Source organism: Alkalimonas cellulosilytica (assembly GCF_036325985.1).
Classification (GTDB): Bacteria; Pseudomonadota; Gammaproteobacteria; order Enterobacterales; family Alteromonadaceae; genus Alkalimonas; species Alkalimonas cellulosilytica.
Genome location: NZ_JAUHLI010000004.1, coordinates 31789 through 49864 on the forward strand (window position 1 = coordinate 31789; position 18076 = coordinate 49864).

The window sequence follows — 18076 nt, forward strand, 5'->3', positions numbered from 1 at the left end:
GCATCCGCAGCACCGCCAGCATGGCTATCCGAGCAGCGCAATGCTGGTGGCGGCAGAACAGGAGCTCACTGCTCGGTGGTGATGTAAGGGCGGATCAGCTGAAACAATTCACGAAAGGCTTTTGGCGGCTGCTGTTTCTGCTGCTCTTTTTGCGCCTGACGGATCAGCTGACGCAGCTGCTGCACGTCCACCTCCGGGTACTCGGCAACAAAGGCGGTGACGGCATCTTTTTCTGCCAGCAGGCGATCGCGCCATTGTTCCACCAGATGAAACTTGCGGGTAGCCGCCTGGTTGGTATTGCGGATCAGCGCCAGCGCCTGCTCAATCGGTTCGATATCCCGGCTGCGCATTAAACGGCCAATAAACTGGATATGGCGACGCAGGGCTTCGCGCTTGCTCGATAGCTTGTCGGCCAGCAGCAAGGCATCTTTCAATTCGTCGTCCATCGGTACTTTGGCACGGGAGGCCGGTGCCAGCGCCACCAGCTCTTCACCCAGCTTCTGCAAGGCTTCCATTTCGCGCTTTACCTGGCTTTTGCTCTTCAGCTCTTCGTCTTCATCCCAGTCGCCGTGGAGAAATTCTGTCATCTTGTCACTTATCTGAGTACACTATATGCCATCATTATAACGTATCGCGGTGGGAAAGAGCAGCGCCTTGCAACGAGCGAGCTCTTTATTGCAATAACGAGGGGCTATGCAAGCATCACAGCAGCACATACAGCAAGATATCCAGCAGGAAATTGCGGAAGTCAAAGAAGCGGTCAGCCAGGTGCTGGCGCATGCCAAACAGCTGGGCGCCAGCAGCGCTGAGGCGTCGATGAGCCGCACCCGTGGTCTGAGTGTCGAAACGCGCCATGGCGAGGTGGAAACACTGGAGTTTAATCAGGATGGTGGCCTTGGCATCAGTTTGTACTTTGGTCAGCGCAAAGGTTCGGCGTCTACCGCTGATCTCAGCCCGCAAGCCCTGAAGCGTGCGGTCGAAGCTGCGGTCGATATCGCCCGCTATACCTCCGAAGACCCATGTGCCGGCGTAGCCGAAGCTGCCTGGCTGGAGTTTAACCCGCCAGAGCTGGATTTGTTTCACCCGCACCAGGTGGATACCACTGAGGCGATTGCCAGTTGCGCCCGTGCCGAGCAGGCCGCTTTTGATTACGACAGCCGTATTGTCAATTCCGAAGGAGCGTCGTTTTCATCGCATCAGGGCATCAAGGTCTATGGCAACAGCCATGGCCAGTTGGTGGGGTATCCCAGCAGCCGGCATAGCATCAGCTGTGTGATGATCGGTAAAACCGAGCAGGACATGCAGCGCGATTACAGCTACAGCGTGCACCGCGACTTTGCCAAATTGCTCAGCCCGGAGCAGGTTGGTCGTGAAGCTGCCGAGGAAACCGTTGCCCGGCTGGATGCGCGCCAGGTGCCTACCGAGAAGGTACCAGTGATTTTCCGCGCGGATATCGCCAGCAGCTTGTTTGGCCATCTGGTCAGTGCCATCAGCGGTGGCAGCATCTACCGTCAGTCCAGCTTCTTGCTGGATAAGTTAGGCCAGCGTATTTTCCCAGAGCATCTGAACATCATCGAGCGGCCTCATCTGCGGCAGGGGCTGGCCTCCAGTCCTTTTGATGCGGAAGGGGTGAAAACCCGTGATTTAGCCGTGATTGAGCAGGGCGTACTGTCCAGCTGGTTGCTGACCAGTTACTCGGCCCGCAAACTGGGCTTGGCCAGTACCGGCCATGCCGGCGGCATTCATAACTGGCTGGTGCAGCATGGCGAGCAGGATTTAGCCGCCCTTTGTCAGCAAATGGGACGTGGCCTGCTGGTGACCGAACTGATGGGCCAGGGAGTGAATACCGTTACCGGCGATTACTCACGCGGTGCTGCAGGTTTCTGGGTCGAAAACGGTGAAATTCAGTTCCCGGTAGCTGAAGTGACCATTGCCGGTAATCTGAACGAGATGTTTCAGCGCATTGTCGCCATCGGTAAGGATGTGGATGTACGCGGCGGCGTGCAAACCGGTTCGGTGTTGATAGAGTCAATGCAGCTGGCTGGTCATTAACCGTGACTCTGCGAAACACAGGCCCGCGTGAGCGGGCCTGCTGCTGGCTATCCCGCTAGCTGCTGACAGCTCAGGCCAGTACCGAGTCAAACAACTGCAAAAAGGTCGGCGCTGGCGTGACTTTCAGTGGCAGCTGCAAGCGCTTGGCGATGGCTTCACTGCTCAGCACACCACGGATCTGATGGTTGTCGCGATCCAGTACCAAACAGAAAGCCTCGCCTTCGCGCTGTAAGGTACTCAGCACATCGCCTATCTTGCTGTGCAGTAAGTCCTGGTAGGCCAGCGCTTTTAACCGGCTGCGTGGCAGCATCAGATCCCGCACGGTGATTTCATCGCGGGCTTCGCCCATCACCACCCGGCGCATAATGCTTTGCGCCGATAATTGCTGTGGGCTAATCAGCCCAACCAACTCTTCATCGGTATCCACCACCAGCTTGAGTGTGCTGTGTTCACGCTCCAGCATCATCAATGCTTCGGTGGCCAGGGTTTCGGCTTCCAGCAAACTTGGCTGGTGCTGCTGAAAGTCGGTCAGCCACTGGATAGCGGCAGTGCCAAGCTCTTGCTGATGGCATTCATTGGGTTGCACCAGATGATCAAAGGCATCCAGTGGGTAAAGGGTCAGGTGTTTCATGGTCAATCCTCCGCAGCAGCCGGATAGGCTGATGCAACAAAGCAGTTAGGCTCCAAGGTCGGAGCAAAAAAATGACTGTTGTGTTAGCAGGATAAAACCGGTGGGGCTCGGGCAGGATTGGCATTGCGAACTGCGACCGGTTCAGCGGTAGTGGTCGGGGTAGCTATCCGGTGAAGGCTGGCTAGTTGCTGTGGCTGGGTACTTGTGGTGGTCGCATCATGGTCATCCGGCGACTCTGTATGCTGTACCCAATCGCTGCTGTGTTGCAGTAGCGCAGCAATGCTGTCCTGCTGCGGCAGGACCGAGGCTTCGCTACTGGCATAAGGCTGCGACTGGCTAAAGCCAGTGACCAGCAACAACAACCAGAGTGAACGGAACAGCTGCATCAAGGTTCCACAAAAAAGCGAATGACAAGTCCTAAGATGGCGCCAGGCTCGGGAAAATGCAAGAGGAACTCTTAAAAAAAGCAGCGGTTTGTGCTAACTGGCAACTGGCGCTGCACCTTAAAGCTGTAAGCCGCAAGCTGTGGCCTGCGGCTCTGGTGGTGGTTGCTTACTTCGTTGCCTGTTCGTCGTGGTCAATTTTGTACAGAAAGTACACCGCATAAAAGATGCAGAGGCCAATCACAATGGCGAGGCCAGTAAAGGAAATAAAGATCACCGGATCGGATATAAATTCTTGCCACAGGTTCATGGGATGCTCCTCCTGTCTGATAACTGCACTCAGTGTAGAAGCAAGTGGTTGGATAAAAACTGACCTGGATCAAGCTTTGCGGTGGCTGTGACAGCCAAGCTGTGGTTAGCGAGCCTGGCTTTGACGCAGATCAAATAATGTCTGCTGCCAGCGCTCAGTTGACGGGGCCAGCTGCGTCAGATAGTCACGGATCAAATCGGCAGCTTTACCGGCTGTGGGTTCTGGCAAGGCCGCGAGTAGAGCTTGCTGCTCCAGTTGCTCTGCGGCCAGCTCGGCTTGCAGCAGGGCGACTTTGATGGTTGGTTGCTCACTTAACTGGCGGCGTAATTGGCGAATCGGCAGGGTGACCTGCTGATGGACAGGCTGTACCGCCTGGTGCAGCCGGGTTATCTCTGTTGCAGACCAGTGCCAGCGATGTTGCTCTGCATAAAGCAACAGCAGCAGTACATTGACATTGGCACCTACATCATCCTGTAATCTCAGTAAAGGCTGTTGCAGGCCTGGATAGTGCTCAAGGCAAAACTGCCAAAACTGTTCGCTGCTTGGTAGCTTAACCATGTTGCTGCCAGAACGCCTGTTCGGTTTGCTCCAGCTCATCCTGCAGCAAGAACCAGTCTTCTTCCACCTGAGCCAGGGTTTTGCTGGCATTGGCCTGTTCGGCCAGTCGTTCGGTCAGCTCAGCTTTACGCGTAGCTTCGTACAGTTCTGGCTCTGCCAGTAGTTGCTCCAGCTCAGTCAGTCGGGCCGTTAACTGCTCTTGTTGGGTCTCGGCCTGCTCCAGTTTTTTCTTCAGAGGCCTAAGCAAATTACGCAGTTCGGCTTCGAGGCGCTTTTGATCTTTGCGCTGGTTGGCACTGTCGCTTTTGGCCGAGGTTGATGCGGCCTGGCTGCTTTGTTTGCGGCTGTCTTGCTGCAGCCATTGGTAGTAATCCTGCAAATCTCCGGCAAAAGGGGCTACCTTGCCATCGGCCACCAGATAAAACTCATCGGTGGTGCTGGTCAGCAAGTGGCGATCGTGCGACACCACCACGATGGCGCCTTCAAAGTCCTGCAATGCCATCACGATGGCTTCGCGCATATCCAGATCCAGGTGGTTGGTTGGCTCATCCAGCAGCAGTAAGTTGGGGCGTTGGTACACCAGCAAAGCCAATACCAGCCGGGCTTTTTCACCACCGGAAAATGGTGCACAGGGCTCCAGCGCCTTATCACCATGAAAACCAAAGCCACCCAGAAAATCACGCAGGCTTTGCTCGCTGGCCGCTGGGTCTAGTCGTTGCAATTGCAGCAGGGCTGAGTCGCTTGGGCGCAGCGTTTCCAGTTGATGCTGGGCAAAATAACCCAGACTGATGCCGCTGGCGGTCCAGAGTTCACCGGCCTGGGCCGGCAGATTGCCTGCCAGGTGTTTGATCAGCGTCGATTTACCGGCGCCGTTACGGCCCAATAAGCCAATGCGGCTGCCTGGCAGCAACTGAAAATTGATGTTGTGCAAAATGGTGTGATTGCCATAGCCCAGCTGCACTTTTTCCAGCTTCAGCAATGGGTTTGGCAAAGCCTTGGGTGGTCGAAAGGCAAAGCTGAAGGGCGAGTCGACATGGGCCGGTGCCAGCATCGTCATGCGCTCTAAGGCTTTCACCCGGCTTTGTGCTTGCTTGGCCTTCGAGGCTTTGGCTTTAAAGCGGTCGATAAACTGCTGCAAATGCGCCACTTGCTGCTGCTGTTTCTCGAACATGGATTGCTGCTGAGCCAGCCGCTCGGCGCGTTGGCGCTCAAACTGGCTGTAATTGCCCTTGTACAGTTGCACTTGTTGGCGTTCAATGTGAATAATGCTGTCAGTGACGGCATCCAGAAAGTCGCGGTCGTGACTGATCAGCAATAAGGTGCCATCGTAGCTTTGCAGGTATTTTTCCAGCCAGAGCACGGCATCCAAATCCAGGTGGTTGGTGGGCTCATCCAGCAGCAACAGCTGCGAGGGTTTCATCAACGCCTTAGCCAGATTGAGCCGCATGCGCCAGCCACCGGAAAAGGATTTCACCGCCTGTTGCTGCATGGTGCCATCAAAGCCCAGGCCTGCCAGCAGAATGCCGGCTTTGGCTTCGGCGCTGTAGCCACCCAGTTGTTCAATCTGCTGGTGCGCTTTGGCCAGCTGCTCACCGTCACCGCCTTGTTTCAATAACTGCAACAAAGGGTAGAGCACTTCATCGCCCTGCAACACATAATCCATCGCCGGGCAGTCCAATGCCGGCGTTTCCTGCGCCACCGTCGATATGGCCCAGCTGGCCGGAATGCTCAGCTCTCCGGCATCGGGTGCCAGCTGGCCCAAAAAGCAGGCAAACAAGGAGGACTTACCGCAGCCATTGGCACCAATAATGCCGATTTTCTGGCCAGGGAAGATGGTCAGGTTGGCATCGCTGAACAGGGCTTTGCTGCCACGGCGTAGTTCAAGGTGTTGCAGTTGGATCATGAAAGCATCTCGGTTGCGGGCTGGCACAAAGCAGGCAGTATACCCGAAGAAGAGGCTGCTCAGCGAGTACAGTGGGTGAGACTACTGATCATTTCAGTGGTCACTGATGTATAATGGGCAGAGTTCACTGATCGAGATTTTTATGAATACCCGCAAGAAAAAGCGCTTTATCGCCGGCGCAGCCTGTCCCAAATGCCATGCCATGGACAGCATGATGCTGTTTTTAGAGCACAATGTAGAAAAGGTGGAATGCGTGCAGTGCGGCTACCAGATGACGCAGCCGGATGCCGAGGTAAGCAAAGCGGCGCGTGCCAGTGAGCAGCTGATCGGGGTGTTTAAACCGGAATAACCGGCTAATGCCGCATCAATAATGCGGCGGTGGTGGTTCCTGATCCTGTGGCATCATTTCATCCTGATCCTGCCGCTGCAATTGCTTCGCCAGCAGCAGCACCTGCTGCTGCAGTACCTTAATTTGCTTCTGGTGCTCCAGCAACTCTTTGCTCAGATGCTGCATGGCATCATCCTGAAAGGCAATCTTACTTTCCAGCTCGATAATATGAAGTTCCAGCTCGTCTGGTTCTGTGCTGCTCATGGTCATACTCGTCTTGGGTTTAGGGGCGCAAGTCTAAGCAATACTATCAAGGGCTGTCCAGTTGGATCTGCCACACTTCAGCCAAACCACTGGAGCTTTCGCTGAGCAATTGATCCTGGCCAAAAAACGCCACGGCATGCACCGCGGCGCTGGGTGGACGACTGCCAACTCGCGGTGACACCCGCCAGCGCTGCAGCTCCCGGCCCGTTTGCACATCCCATAAGGCTAGATTGCGGCTGGGGGCACCAGTGGCCAACCAGCGGCCATCGTCACTAAAGCGCACTGCACTGAAAATTTGCTGGCGGGCGGTAAATTGCAGCCGGCTGACCAGCTGACCGGTCTGGATATCCCAGATTTGTGCGGTGTTTTGGCTATCGGCGGTAAAGGCAAAACGGCCTTGCGGGTCCAGGGCAACCTTGGTGACCCGGCTTGGGTGTGGAAAGCTGTGAATGATCTGGGCGGTTTCGGTATTCCATAAATAGGCCATGTAATCATTGCCACCGGTCAGGGCAAAGCGCCCATTAGGTGACAAGTCGACACTGTTGATGCGCTCGCTGTGGCCTAAAAACTCCAACCGCCGGCCGCTGGCAAAGGTAATGTGCTGCACACCGCCATTGCCTTTACCAATAAGCAGGTGCTCCGCATTGTGCGACACAGCAATATCGCGCACTGAAGACTCATCCAGTTGCCAAAACCCGACATTTTCGCCATCGGCAATGCGCCACAAAGCAAAGTTGGTGCGGTCGGCGCTCAGCACATGGCTGTTGTTCGGGCTTATCGCCAGTGCAAACACAATGTTTTCATCGGCATCGCGATGATTCCACTGATACATCAGGCCCTGGCGTTCGGTATCCCAAATGGTGATGCCATGTTGCACCGACGATTGCACCGCATAACGACCATCGCTGGAGATAGCTGCTGCATAGGTAGCCTGTGCAGCGTGTTTCCATTGCTGCACTGGCGTGGTTTCTACCCGGCTGCAGGCTGCCGTTAACAGTGAAAGCAGGAAAATTGGCAGATATTTGCTGTGATGGCTTAACCTCATCTCCACAAACCGTTAGTATAGGTGGATGATTAAAATCATAACACAGTGCGCAGCTTAGGCTGCCCGATTTGGAGAAAATAATGCGTGTAACAACCAAACTCAGCCTGGTGGCTGCATCTGTTCTTACTCTGGCTGCTTGTCAGCCTGCTTCCGTTTCCGATGAAGGCCCGGTGACACTGACGACCGATACCCAGAAACAATCGTACAGCTTTGGTGTGTCTGCTGGCTACTACATTGAAAATGCGGTCGCTGAGCATCAGGCCATGGGCATTGAGCTGGATGCCGATCTGATCGTGCGGGGCATGAAAGATGCTATCGCGGGCAAAGCGATTGTCACTGAGGAAGACATCCAGCAGCATTTGACGGCCCTGGATCAAAGCTTCCGGGAAAAGCAGGAACAGCAGGCTCAGGCTGCGGCAGCAGAAGCTAAAGCGGTTGGCCAGCGTTATCTGGCAGACAATGCCAGCAAAGATGGCGTGCAGGTCACCGAGTCTGGCTTGCAGTACGAAGTGCTGGAGCAAGGCGACGGGGCGAAACCAGCGGCGGCGGATACCGTGAAGGTGCACTATCAGGGCGCTCTGATCGATGGCACCGTATTTGACAGCTCGCACGAGCGAGGTGAGCCGATCGAATTCCCATTAAACCGGGTGATTCCGGGTTGGACCGAAGGCGTACAACTGATGAATGTGGGCTCTAAGTTCCGTTTCACCATTCCATCTGAACTGGCGTACGGTGAGCGTGACATGGGCGTGATCCCACCAAACAGCGTACTGGTGTTTGAAGTTGAGCTGCTGGATGTCAAAAAAGCCGGCGAGTAACAGCCAACTCAGCATGAAAAAGGGCAGCCATCAGCTGCCCTTTTGCTGTACTGCAGTGGTCTCAGGCGGTCGTTTGCCGATCACTGTGTTTGTGATGCAAGGTGTGGATTAGCTCATCTTCCAGCTCAAAGCGCTCTTCCAGTGCTTGCCCCAGATCGGATAACTCCAGATCAAAAGCGCCACTTTGGCGGGTGCTGAAGTGCTCTGCGTATTTATCATTGAAATCCAGTGCTAAGTCGGTAGAAACAGCGATTTTCGGATACAAGCGATTGGCTAATTGCCGACTGTCGGTGCCATTGATGGCGCATTCCGACACGATTTGCTCATAGACTTCAAAATGACCGGCCGACAGATAATCCATCAGGATCTGGCAAAATTCCTGCACCGCTTCCTGGCTGGGTTTAGCGCGTTGTTTGTCATCAAACGGTGGCAAGCCAGCCAGTTTGCAGTAGCTGATGATCAGTTGCTGGCGTTCTTCCAGCCAATGATCGATTGCGGTTAAAGCGCCGCCCCACTTTTGTTGTGCTGCCTGAACCCGCCTGTACATGACCTGCTCCTTACCCTGTCTGGTCTTAAGTCTACTTAAAAGAATTCTGCTGCTAAAATCAATGCTTTTTTCATTGGTCTGAACTCTTTGACCATTTATCATACCCCCAGTCAGGCAGCAGGCCAACCATTGTTGCTAAATGTTCCTAAAACAAGGATGAATGATGATCAGTCACAGTCTACCGCTTCAGGCCGATACTCAGGGCTACTGGTTCATTGTCAACCAACAGCGGTTGTACTGGCCCGAAACACAGCATGCTTTGCTTTTTAGCAGCATGGCCGAGCTGGTGCCACTGTTTGGTGAGCCAGAGCAAAGTGGCACACTAGGCCAGTTGAATGGTAAGCCGGTGTATTATTGGGTGGTCAATGATCGGCGGGATGATGAAGAGAACTGGCAAAACCCAAGGCAGTTGTTGCATTTTGGTGAGGCGATTTTTGAATTGGCAGCCCGGGCAGTACAGGTGGCACTCTTTATCCAAACCCATCGTTTTTGTGGCCAGTGTGGTTCTGCCATGCATCTGGTGAGTTGGGAGCTGGCGGCTTTGTGTCATCGCTGTGGCCACCGTTGCTATCCGCGCATCGCGCCCTGTGTATTGGTGGGCGTGGTGAAGGATGAACAGTTATTGCTGGCACGCTCCAGCCGCCACAAAGCAGGTTTTTTCTCCATTCTGGCTGGTTTTGTCGAGTCGGCCGAAACGCTGGAGCAAGCCGCCATCAGGGAAGTTAAAGAAGAGGTCGGGATCGATATCGACAGGCTAGAGTATGTGGGCAGCCAACCCTGGCCTTTTCCCCATTCGTTGATGACCGGCTTTATTGCCCGCTATGTTGGCGGTGATATCCGCTGTCAGCCGAATGAAATTGAAGAGGCGCATTGGTTTGACTTAACGGCTTTGCCAGAGGTGCCTCCGGTGCAAACCTTATCCGGACAAATGATTGAGCTGGTGCAGCAGCGGATTGCAGGCAATAAAAAAGCCACTTAACGTGGCTTAAATCACCGTAGCGCTTAGTAACACCGGGTGATTAACAGGTCCCGTAAACGGGCTTCTTTATTCTTATTCTTCACTAGCGCACTCATTTTATAGCAGATTTATTTTCTGCATACAAGCGTCTTTTTGAACTTTTTTTGTAATATTCAGTCTGCGGTCAGTTTGATTTGGATCCGCATTGGAACTAGAGCCCTTGCCGTAGCAATGTTAAGATAGCGCCATTCATTTCGAGGACAGTTCCCATCATGCAATTAAAAAACGATCGTTACCTGCGCGCCTTGTGCAAAGAACCCGTGGACCGTACCCCCATCTGGATGATGCGCCAGGCTGGCCGTTATTTGCCAGAGTACCGCGCGACCCGGGCTCAAGCCGGTGATTTTATGTCGCTGTGCAAAAACCCGGAGCTGGCTTGTGAGGTGACCTTGCAGCCGCTGCGCCGTTACCCGATGGATGCGGCGATTTTATTCAGCGATATTCTGACCATTCCGGATGCCATGGGCTTAGGACTTTATTTTGGCGCTGGCGAAGGGCCAAAGTTTGAGCGGCCTATTCGTGATTTTATGGATGTGGTGAACCTGCCCATTCCGGATCCGGAGCAAGAGCTGCGCTATGTGATGGATGCGGTACGTACCATTCGCCGCGAACTGAACGGTGAAGTACCGCTGATTGGCTTCTCCGGTAGCCCCTGGACCTTAGCGACCTACATGGTGGAAGGTGGCAGCAGCAAGACCTTCAGCATCATTAAAAAGATGATGTACAGCGAGCCGGAAGTGCTGCACATGCTGCTGGATAAGCTGGCGCAAAGCGTCACCTCTTACCTGAACGCTCAGATTGCTGCGGGTGCTCAGTCCATTATGATTTTCGATACCTGGGGCGGGGTGCTCACGCCGCGCGATTACAAAGAGTACTCGCTCAGTTACATGCAGCAGATTGTCGATGGCTTAACCCGTGAAGCCGATGGCCGCAAGGTACCGGTGACCTTATTCACCAAAAACGGTGGCCTCTGGTTGGAGCAAATCGCCGCCACTGGCTGCGATGGTGTGGGCCTGGATTGGACCATGGATATCGGCCAGGCGCGTAAGCGCATCGGCGACAAGGTAGCGCTGCAAGGCAATATGGACCCGAATATTTTATTGGGTACGCCAGAGCGCATTCGCCAGGAAGTGCAGACCATTCTGGATGGCTACGGCCAGGGCAGTGGCCATGTGTTTAACCTCGGCCATGGCATCACACCAGATGTGGATCCTGAGCGGGTCAGTGTCTTTGTCGAGGCGGTGCAATCCTTTAGCCCGACCTACCATATGAATACCGACGATTAAATGCGGTAAAAACGCACAAAGCCTGGCAGTTGCCAGGCTTTGTGCGTTTAAGGGCTCTGCAAAACCTTAAAACAACCGATTCAAACCATTCAATGCCGCCACCCGGTAGGCTTCGGCCATGGTAGGGTAGTTGAAGGTGGTATGAACAAAGTACTCAATGGTATTGCCACCATTTTTTTGCATCATAATGGCCTGACCGATATGGACGATTTCCGCCGCCCGTTCGCCAAAGCAGTGAATGCCTAAAATTTCTTTGGTCTCGCGGTGAAACAGCAGTTTCAAACTGCCAGCATTGGTGTTGGCAATCTGGGCTCTGGCCAGGTGCTTGAACTGGGCCCGGCCTACTTCGTAGGGAATACGGGCAGCGGTCAGCTCCTGCTCGGTTTTACCGACTGAGCTTATTTCCGGAATGGTGTAAATGCCCACCGGGATATCGGTAATCAGCTGGCTTTCGCACTGGCCCTTGACAATGGCGGTACCGACAATACGGCCCTGATCGTAGGCCGCGCTGGCTAAGCTGGGGTAGCCAATCACATCGCCCACCGCATAAATGTGCGGTACTTCGGTTTGGTAGTTGTCGTCGACCTTCAACTGGCCACGGCCATCGGCTTTTAGCCCCACCGCAGCCAGGTTCAGGCTGTCGGTGTTGCCGGTGCGACCATTGGCAAACAGAATGCAGTCGGCTTTCATTTTCTTGCCGGATTTTAAATGCAGCACCACGCCATCGTCGCGGCCTTCGATGTGGTCGAATTCCTCACCATGACGGATATTGATACCGGAATTCCAGAAGTGGTAGCTGAGCGAGTCCGAAATCTCACTGTCCATAAAGGCCAGCAGGCGATCGCGGTTATTGACCAGATCGACCCGTACCCCAAGGCCGCGGAAAATCGAGGCGTACTCGCAGCCAATCACGCCGGCACCATAAATAATGACATGGCGCGGATCATCACGCAGCGACAAGATGGTATCGCTGTCGTAAATGCGCGGGTGATTAAAGTCGACAGAGGCTGGCCGGTAAGGGCGCGAGCCGCTGGCAATGACAATATTGGCGGCGCTTAGCACCTGCTTGGAGCCATCGGCTTCGGTGATTTCCAGCTGGTGTGGGCCAACAAAGGTGGCATCAGCATGAAAAATCGTCACCCGGTTGCGATCGTAAAAGCTGCTTCTAAGCCGCACTTGTTTGCGGATAACGCCAGCCGCATGCTTGAGAATTTCATCAAAGGTCAGATGGGTTTTGTTTTCATCCAGCTGAAACAACGGGTTTTCTTTGTATTCAATGTAGCGGCTGACGGAGTGGCGCAGCGCTTTGGAGGGGATGGTGCCCCAATGGGTGCAGCCGCCACCGACCGACTGATAGCGCTCAATTACGGCGACCCGTTGGCCACTTTTGGCCAGGCTCATCGCCGCCCCTTCACCACCCGGGCCGGTGCCGATAATAATGCTGTCAAAGTCGTAGGCAGGGGTTTTTTGCTTGGTTTTTGTCGCCACAGGCGGCTCCATCTCAGCGAGTTTCAAAATTAGTATAACAATAGCCTGATTTCACACTGAAAAAAAGCCGACGAAGGTCGGTAAGGTGGCTTTTATGCGGGCTATTGCCAAAACACAGTGCTCACGTAAAATCAGGTCAGGACTTTTTACATAACAAGAATAAACAGCATGGAAACCTTGCTAAAACACTGCGATAACTGTGGTACCGCCCTGCAAGGGGCCTTCTGCCATCACTGCGGTCAGGAGAAGAAGAGCTACATTCGGAATCTGACTGGGGTGCTGAGCGAGTTTTTTGGCGAGTTTAGCAACTGGGACAGCCGTTTATGGCGAACCTTGTGGCCGCTGTGGTTTCGACCGGGGTTTTTAACCCGCCGCTATGTGCAGGGACACAGGGTGCCTTATGTGCCGCCGCTGCGGTTGTATATTTTTACCTCGGTACTCACTTTTCTCATTCTGGCCCAGTTGGTACCGCATCAGGCGATTGAAGACAGTTCTCACACTGATCCAGACAGCATTTTGATCGAGATTGAGGATGGCAGCCAGCTTACCTTGCGCGAGCTGATGCGAAAAATTGAGGCCGAGGCTCGTGGTGACGAAATAACAGCAGCTAACAATGGGCCAACTCAGTTGGTTGGCGTGGAAAAGCTGCCCTATGCGTTGCCACTGCCTTTTCTTTCCGATGCAACCCAGCAGCGGGTTGATGAGCGTTTTAATGCCTTGATTGCCAGCCCCAAGCTCGCGATCAATAAGTTTTTTTCGCTGGCACCGCAAATGATGTTTTTGCTGCTGCCGCTGTTTGCCTTATTGCTGAAGCTGATGTACATCCGCTCCAACCGCTTTTATATGGAGCACCTGATCCTGGCGCTGCACAGTCACAGCTTTATTTTGCAAATGGGTGTCTTTGTGTTGCTGCTTGGCATGCTGCAAAGCAGCATCCCCTGGGCCTGGCTTGCCAGTCCCGTCGGTTGGCTGAAAACTGCTTTACTGTGGTGGATCCCGCTGTATTTGTTGCTGTGCCAAAAGTTTTACTACCAGCAAAGCTGGGGCAAAACCCTGCTGAAGTTCTGGCTAACCAGTTCCATCTACAACCTGATTTTCCTCAGCGCTTTTCTGGCGCTGATAGTGCTGAGTGTGTTGTGGATGTAAGCTTCGCAGCATGTTGGTGTTTATACAATTCGTTGGAGGGTTGGTGCGATGACTGCAAATACTGCAATTACCGAGCTTGATGCATTGTTAGCTTCATTAAACCCAGAGCTACAGCCGGCTGAGTATGTATATTGCTCTGTGCCTGGGCCTGTCAGTACCTATCTGGCACTGCAGCCATTGGCAAGCTTTACTGAACCGGAAGGATTAACCCTGGTGTTGGAAAAGTCCCGGGCCGAGGCGGCGGGCTTGTCGTGTAGTGGCTGCTTTCGCCAGATCACCCTGACGGTGCATTCCAGTCTTGAGGCCGTTGGCCTCACGGCCGCAGTCTCATCCGCTCTGGCAGCAGCCGGTATCAGCGCCAATGTGATGGCTGCTTATTACCACGATCATATTTTTGTGCCTGCTGATAAAGCAGATGAAGCAATGGCTGCTTTGGCCGCTATCAGAGCTAGCGAATAAAATAACCGACCGGTTGCCACTTACCCTGATGGTACTTCAAGGTCAGGGTTTCAATGGCTTCTTGTTTGTGTTCAAACTGGCTTTGCAGAGTCAGGATCAGGTAACGGCCATCCGGTGCACCGGGTAAGCTGCCGTGTGCTTGTTGACTGTGCAAAGTTCGGCTCATCAGAGCGCCTAATGGCTGGCGCGCGGCTTGAAGCGCCTGCTGCCATTGTTCGGCAGTGACTTGCTGTTGCACCATAGTGCCGGCCTGCTGCCAGCTGGCTTCATACTGGCCTTGATCAAGCAGTTGCAGCCAATGCCTTGCAATGGCTTGTGCTTCAATGGCAGTGGCATTTTCATTGTCCGTAATAAAACAAAATGCCCAGGCCTCATGGTCATTGCTTCCACCCCCTTGTAAAGTAAAGTCCATCTGAAAAGGGATCCGAACGGGAGCCGCTGCCGGGTTTTTCTCTCCAGGTTGCCACTGAAATTTTGCCAGGGCTCGCCGTGCTGAATGGTCGAACACCCCGGCCGGGAAGGACGCAATCTGTTCAATCTGCTGAGGGCGGCCATGGTTATCAATGGTCAGATGAAAACGCACGCAGCCATTGAGCTCTCGTTGTTCCGCTTGCTTTGGATACTCGGGCCGAACAGCCCGGGTCACTTGCCAGTACTGCGCTACCCGATGGCGTTCATTGGTTAAATCCATGGCGGTAGGGGGCTCGAGGTTTGGTGTACTGCTGCATGCTGTTAGGGTAAGCAGAAGTGATGGAATTGATACAGTTCGGATACTCATTGATCTTCCTTGATGGTAGGTCGAAGCCATAGTTTCAATAATGCAGCGATAGCCAGCAACGCCAACAAGGCTGACAACCATGGAGCTGTCTTTATCAATCCCACTGCAAAGCCACCAGCCACGCAGGGCAAGGCCCATGCCATGCGCTTTCGTTGTGCCATGGCTTTCTGTTGCGCTTTTTCCTGACGTTGCCTTTTGGCATCGATTTTTGCCTGCTGTGGGCTCAGTAGTGCATCGGCAACGGTTTTGGCTTGCTGTTCATTAAGCTTATTCATACTCAGGCTCGCTGGTGGTAAATAACATTCCATTGCTCCTGTCTCTCTTTGAACATCAAGAGTAGCGAAACGAAGGGTAAAATTAAAGTATCTCTAGCGCATTACTTTGTAACTAACTAGATAAGTTGCCGACGTTGCTTTGGCCCCAAATTTTTTCCTAAAAACCGCGACACAAAGCTTTTGTCTTGATCTCAACTATACTTTGACAGGTCATTGAGTCGGGATGGTTAGCATGGATCTTCAATTAACAGGTAAGAACTGCATCGTGCTGGGTGGCAGCCGCGGTATTGGCCGTGCTATTGCTCTGGGTTTGGCGGCAGAGGGTGCCAATGTCGCCATTTGTGCGCGTGGTGAGGCCTCGCTGCATAAAGCGGAGAGTGAACTGCTGCAAAAAGGAGTGAAAGCTTACGCAGCCAGTTGCGATGTGGCCGATCAGCAAGCCCTTTCGGCCTTTCTTAACGCGGCCAGAGCAGCTTTGGGTGGGGTGGATATTCTGGTGCATAACGCTTCAGCACTGGCAGTGGGGCCTGGGCTTGACGATTGGAATGCCAGTTTAGCCGTTGATCTGATGGCGGCTGTCCATGCCTGCGAGCAAGTGATCCCCTGGCTGCTGGAGCAGGGCAGGGGCTCTATCATTCTGGTGTCATCCATTTCTGGCTTGGAGTGCGATCCGAGCCCCGATTATGGCTACACGGCAGCCAAAGCAGCATTGATCGCCTATGCCAAGAAACTGGCGGTGATGCATGCAGCGCAAGGGCTTAGAGTGAATGCGATCGCACCGGGTTCAACCGAGTTTCCGGAAGGGATCTGGGCACAGCTCAAAGTGCATCAACCAGAGATTTACCAGATGGCAAAAAGCAGCATTCCGGCCGGCCGCCTTGGTTCTGCCGAAGAGATTGCGGATGTTGCTGTATTTTTGGCTTCGCCCCGTGCCCAGTGGGTCAATGGCGAGTGCATTTCGATCGATGGCGCCCAGCATCGGGGCATGCGTTAACAGGATTCAGCAGTGCAAAACTATGGTTTGGTACACTAAGGACAAGGGAATGAAATGGTCATTCTGGCTGCTAATGATCATCGGCTTTGTTTTCATCAATGAAAACATCGTGCACTGGCTGCTGGCGATAAAAGTAGGGGGATATAGCATCAGTGATGGCTATACGGCGGCAACCAGATACTTTACGTGGAAGAGCTTTCTATTTTCTGCTTATTTCAGGGCCATTCCTTACCTGATACTGGCGCTGGTCGCTGTAAAATCAAGGCTTCGATTTACATCACAAGGAAAAACAGCTATTTGGTTTGCGCTTGCTGCTTTGCTTGTGATCCACTTTCTGGGCTACTGGGGGATGCAGTATGCGCTTTATACGCCAGATCATATTTCATCCACTGCTTCACTAGCTGTAATTTTCATTCCATTTCATGCTACCTTGCTAGCTATTATCGGTGCTGCGATTGGTTATGCTTTAGCATTAGGTGTACAGTCAGCGTTGCGTCGCGCATCATGAGCGTATTATTGGAGAGAAGGTCGTGAAAGGATTCCTGGCAGGTGTCTGCACATTTTATGCTATCAAGTATCTGGTACCAGAAAGCTGGCCTTGGTGGTATGAGCTTGCCATTTTGTTTGCTGTCGGGCTAATAGGTTTGGTTGTGCTCAACGTGCTGAAGAGGCAAGGGGCAACCTAAGAGCTCAAGTTCTTTATCCTGCTATATGCAGCTTGCCTTGTCAGGCCCGCTGCAATTTGACGGCAGTACCATAGGCCAGCAGTTCGCTGGAACCGGCCAAAATCGCGCTGGTGCTAAAACGAATACCGACCACAGCATCGGCGCCCAGTTTGCTGGCTTCTTCCACCAGTCGCTGAATGGCTTTGTCCCGCGCTTCGCTCATCATCTCGGTGTAGCCTTTTAGTTCTCCGCCGACAATGCCTTTTAGGCCTGCCATAATATCGCGGCCAACATGCTTGGATTGCACGACATTGCCGGTGACAACACCGAGCACAGTTTGGATCTGATAGCCGGGCAGGGTATCGGTGGTGGTAAATAACATGGCAGGGCTCCGCTAGCACAGTGAGCATTTAAAGTAGCGAACCTGCGGGTAAAACTAAAGGAGCTTGTTTGCTCTATTTTGTAACGAAGGATGAATGGGCTTGTGATTCATGCTTAAAGCCAGGCTCTTGATTAATGTTATGTGACAAATTAAATTTTTTTGTGTTACCTGATTGTTGGTGCATCACATTTCCATTATGATGCGCCAACCCAAAACAACATGGATCTGGTGGAGACTCTTCAAAGACATGATGGTTTCTTAATCATTCCAGAACCACCTAATTAAGCAAAGGAGAGCTTTTCCGATGAAGTACCTGTTACCGGCATTATTCTTGTTTCTTGGCGGCTGCGCCTCAACCTTGCCAACGTCCCAGTATACCAACACCAGCACAGTCATTGCGGCGGCAGCGGAGGTTGCACCAGACGGAGTTACAGGTGAATTTATTCTGCCTATCAAAGCATCAGGTGTACGACGTGGGAAAGTTTTTTTAAATACGCAGTTGGACTACCGGGATCAACGGTCGATCACTGTCGCTATCTCGCCAGAAGTTGCAGCAAAGCTTGCCGAGCAACACGGTCAATCGGCAGCCGAGTTTTTCATCAACAAAGATATTCGGGTTAAGGGCACGGCCAGACGTGTAACCATAGATTTATTCTGCCAAGGCAGGTTAATGAATACCTACTATTATCAAACACATATCGATGTGACCAGTGCTGCTCAGATCCAGCTGTTAAACTAGGGAGCTG

The 18076-nt window shown here is 53.2% G+C and carries 23 protein-coding genes; 10 read left to right on the forward strand and 13 right to left on the reverse strand.

Annotated elements, in window-relative coordinates; all coding sequences use genetic code 11:
• Positions 1 to 65: 65 nt before the first annotated feature.
• The gene (gene yjgA / locus QWY20_RS04690) at positions 66 to 587 is read right to left on the reverse strand and encodes a ribosome biogenesis factor YjgA (RefSeq protein WP_330127880.1); all 522 of its coding nucleotides are present in this window, start codon (positions 585 to 587) and stop codon (positions 66 to 68) included.
• Positions 588 to 693: 106 nt separating this feature from the next.
• Here yjgA and pmbA point away from each other — a divergent pair, with 106 nt between their 5' ends.
• Positions 694 to 2052 carry a metalloprotease PmbA gene (pmbA, locus tag QWY20_RS04695; protein ID WP_330127881.1) on the forward strand — a complete coding sequence of 453 codons (1359 nt, stop codon included), beginning with the start codon at positions 694 to 696 and terminating at the stop codon, positions 2050 to 2052.
• Positions 2053 to 2122: 70 nt separating this feature from the next.
• Here pmbA and QWY20_RS04700 read toward each other — a convergent pair whose 3' ends face one another.
• From QWY20_RS04700 to QWY20_RS04720, 5 genes are all read right to left on the reverse strand, one after another.
• Positions 2123 to 2683, reverse strand: a complete 561-nt coding sequence (locus QWY20_RS04700; RefSeq protein WP_330127882.1) for a CBS domain-containing protein — start codon at positions 2681 to 2683, stop codon at positions 2123 to 2125.
• Positions 2684 to 2766: 83 nt separating this feature from the next.
• Positions 2767 to 3069 (reverse strand): hypothetical protein, encoded by a 303-nt coding sequence (locus tag QWY20_RS04705; protein WP_330127883.1) that lies wholly within the window; start codon positions 3067 to 3069, stop codon positions 2767 to 2769.
• Between the two features lie 166 nt (positions 3070 to 3235).
• Positions 3236 to 3376 (reverse strand): DUF3149 domain-containing protein, encoded by a 141-nt coding sequence (locus QWY20_RS04710; protein ID WP_330127884.1) that lies wholly within the window; start codon positions 3374 to 3376, stop codon positions 3236 to 3238.
• Between the two features lie 105 nt (positions 3377 to 3481).
• The gene (locus QWY20_RS04715) at positions 3482 to 3934 is read right to left on the reverse strand and encodes a TIGR02444 family protein (protein ID WP_330127885.1); all 453 of its coding nucleotides are present in this window, start codon (positions 3932 to 3934) and stop codon (positions 3482 to 3484) included.
• Positions 3927 to 5837, reverse strand: a complete 1911-nt coding sequence (locus QWY20_RS04720; RefSeq protein WP_330127886.1) for an ATP-binding cassette domain-containing protein — start codon at positions 5835 to 5837, stop codon at positions 3927 to 3929. The genes QWY20_RS04715 and QWY20_RS04720 overlap by 8 nt, the downstream gene beginning before the upstream one ends.
• A gap of 142 nt (positions 5838 to 5979) precedes the next feature.
• On the opposite strand from QWY20_RS04720, the gene QWY20_RS04725 reads away from it, so the two are divergent.
• On the forward strand, positions 5980 to 6186 hold the full coding sequence (locus tag QWY20_RS04725) for a YheV family putative zinc ribbon protein (RefSeq protein WP_330127887.1): 207 nt from the start codon (positions 5980 to 5982) through the stop codon (positions 6184 to 6186).
• A gap of 15 nt (positions 6187 to 6201) precedes the next feature.
• Here the strand turns inward: QWY20_RS04725 and QWY20_RS04730 are convergent, their stop codons facing one another.
• Both QWY20_RS04730 and QWY20_RS04735 read right to left on the reverse strand, forming a co-directional pair.
• Positions 6202 to 6429, reverse strand: coding sequence for a SlyX family protein (locus tag QWY20_RS04730; protein WP_330127888.1), 228 nt, complete (start codon positions 6427 to 6429; stop codon positions 6202 to 6204).
• 46 nt (positions 6430 to 6475) lie between these two features.
• Complete coding sequence (locus tag QWY20_RS04735; protein ID WP_330127889.1) at positions 6476 to 7474, reverse strand: WD40 repeat domain-containing protein; 999 nt, start codon at positions 7472 to 7474, stop codon at positions 6476 to 6478.
• An 80-nt stretch (positions 7475 to 7554) separates the two neighbouring features.
• Here QWY20_RS04735 and fkpA point away from each other — a divergent pair, with 80 nt between their 5' ends.
• Positions 7555 to 8292 carry an FKBP-type peptidyl-prolyl cis-trans isomerase gene (fkpA, locus tag QWY20_RS04740; RefSeq protein ID WP_330127890.1) on the forward strand — a complete coding sequence of 246 codons (738 nt, stop codon included), beginning with the start codon at positions 7555 to 7557 and terminating at the stop codon, positions 8290 to 8292.
• 61 nt (positions 8293 to 8353) lie between these two features.
• Here fkpA and rsd read toward each other — a convergent pair whose 3' ends face one another.
• A complete protein-coding gene (gene rsd, locus QWY20_RS04745) occupies positions 8354 to 8839 on the reverse strand; it encodes a sigma D regulator (protein ID WP_330127891.1) in 486 nt (161 codons plus the stop codon).
• 163 nt (positions 8840 to 9002) lie between these two features.
• Here rsd and nudC point away from each other — a divergent pair, with 163 nt between their 5' ends.
• Positions 9003 to 9818 carry an NAD(+) diphosphatase gene (nudC, locus tag QWY20_RS04750; protein WP_330127892.1) on the forward strand — a complete coding sequence of 272 codons (816 nt, stop codon included), beginning with the start codon at positions 9003 to 9005 and terminating at the stop codon, positions 9816 to 9818.
• Between the two features lie 251 nt (positions 9819 to 10069).
• Positions 10070 to 11143 (forward strand): uroporphyrinogen decarboxylase, encoded by a 1074-nt coding sequence (gene hemE / locus QWY20_RS04755; protein ID WP_330127893.1) that lies wholly within the window; start codon positions 10070 to 10072, stop codon positions 11141 to 11143.
• A gap of 66 nt (positions 11144 to 11209) precedes the next feature.
• Here the strand turns inward: hemE and sthA are convergent, their stop codons facing one another.
• Positions 11210 to 12631, reverse strand: a complete 1422-nt coding sequence (gene sthA, locus QWY20_RS04760) for a Si-specific NAD(P)(+) transhydrogenase (protein ID WP_407935397.1) — start codon at positions 12629 to 12631, stop codon at positions 11210 to 11212.
• 168 nt (positions 12632 to 12799) lie between these two features.
• Here sthA and QWY20_RS04765 point away from each other — a divergent pair, with 168 nt between their 5' ends.
• Complete coding sequence (locus QWY20_RS04765) at positions 12800 to 13777, forward strand: DUF3667 domain-containing protein (protein ID WP_330127895.1); 978 nt, start codon at positions 12800 to 12802, stop codon at positions 13775 to 13777.
• A gap of 48 nt (positions 13778 to 13825) precedes the next feature.
• Positions 13826 to 14236, forward strand: coding sequence for an ACT domain-containing protein (locus QWY20_RS04770; RefSeq protein WP_330127896.1), 411 nt, complete (start codon positions 13826 to 13828; stop codon positions 14234 to 14236).
• Here the strand turns inward: QWY20_RS04770 and QWY20_RS04775 are convergent.
• Both QWY20_RS04775 and QWY20_RS04780 read right to left on the reverse strand, forming a co-directional pair.
• The gene (locus tag QWY20_RS04775) at positions 14226 to 15014 is read right to left on the reverse strand and encodes a TonB family protein (protein WP_330127897.1); all 789 of its coding nucleotides are present in this window, start codon (positions 15012 to 15014) and stop codon (positions 14226 to 14228) included. The genes QWY20_RS04770 and QWY20_RS04775 overlap by 11 nt on opposite strands.
• Positions 15011 to 15289 carry a hypothetical protein gene (locus QWY20_RS04780; RefSeq protein ID WP_330127898.1) on the reverse strand — a complete coding sequence of 93 codons (279 nt, stop codon included), beginning with the start codon at positions 15287 to 15289 and terminating at the stop codon, positions 15011 to 15013. The genes QWY20_RS04775 and QWY20_RS04780 overlap by 4 nt, the downstream gene beginning before the upstream one ends.
• Before the next feature lie 232 nt (positions 15290 to 15521).
• Between QWY20_RS04780 and QWY20_RS04785 the strand changes: the two genes are divergently transcribed.
• Together QWY20_RS04785 and QWY20_RS04790 are read left to right on the forward strand one after the other, a co-directional pair.
• Complete coding sequence (locus QWY20_RS04785; protein ID WP_330127899.1) at positions 15522 to 16283, forward strand: SDR family NAD(P)-dependent oxidoreductase; 762 nt, start codon at positions 15522 to 15524, stop codon at positions 16281 to 16283.
• A gap of 49 nt (positions 16284 to 16332) precedes the next feature.
• Positions 16333 to 16791 (forward strand): hypothetical protein, encoded by a 459-nt coding sequence (locus tag QWY20_RS04790; RefSeq protein ID WP_330127900.1) that lies wholly within the window; start codon positions 16333 to 16335, stop codon positions 16789 to 16791.
• A 218-nt stretch (positions 16792 to 17009) separates the two neighbouring features.
• Here the strand turns inward: QWY20_RS04790 and QWY20_RS04795 are convergent, their stop codons facing one another.
• Positions 17010 to 17330 (reverse strand): heavy metal-binding domain-containing protein, encoded by a 321-nt coding sequence (locus QWY20_RS04795; RefSeq protein ID WP_330127901.1) that lies wholly within the window; start codon positions 17328 to 17330, stop codon positions 17010 to 17012.
• A gap of 304 nt (positions 17331 to 17634) precedes the next feature.
• Between QWY20_RS04795 and QWY20_RS04800 the strand changes: the two genes are divergently transcribed.
• A complete protein-coding gene (locus tag QWY20_RS04800; RefSeq protein ID WP_330127902.1) occupies positions 17635 to 18069 on the forward strand; it encodes a hypothetical protein in 435 nt (144 codons plus the stop codon).
• The last annotated feature ends 7 nt before the right edge of the window (positions 18070 to 18076 follow it).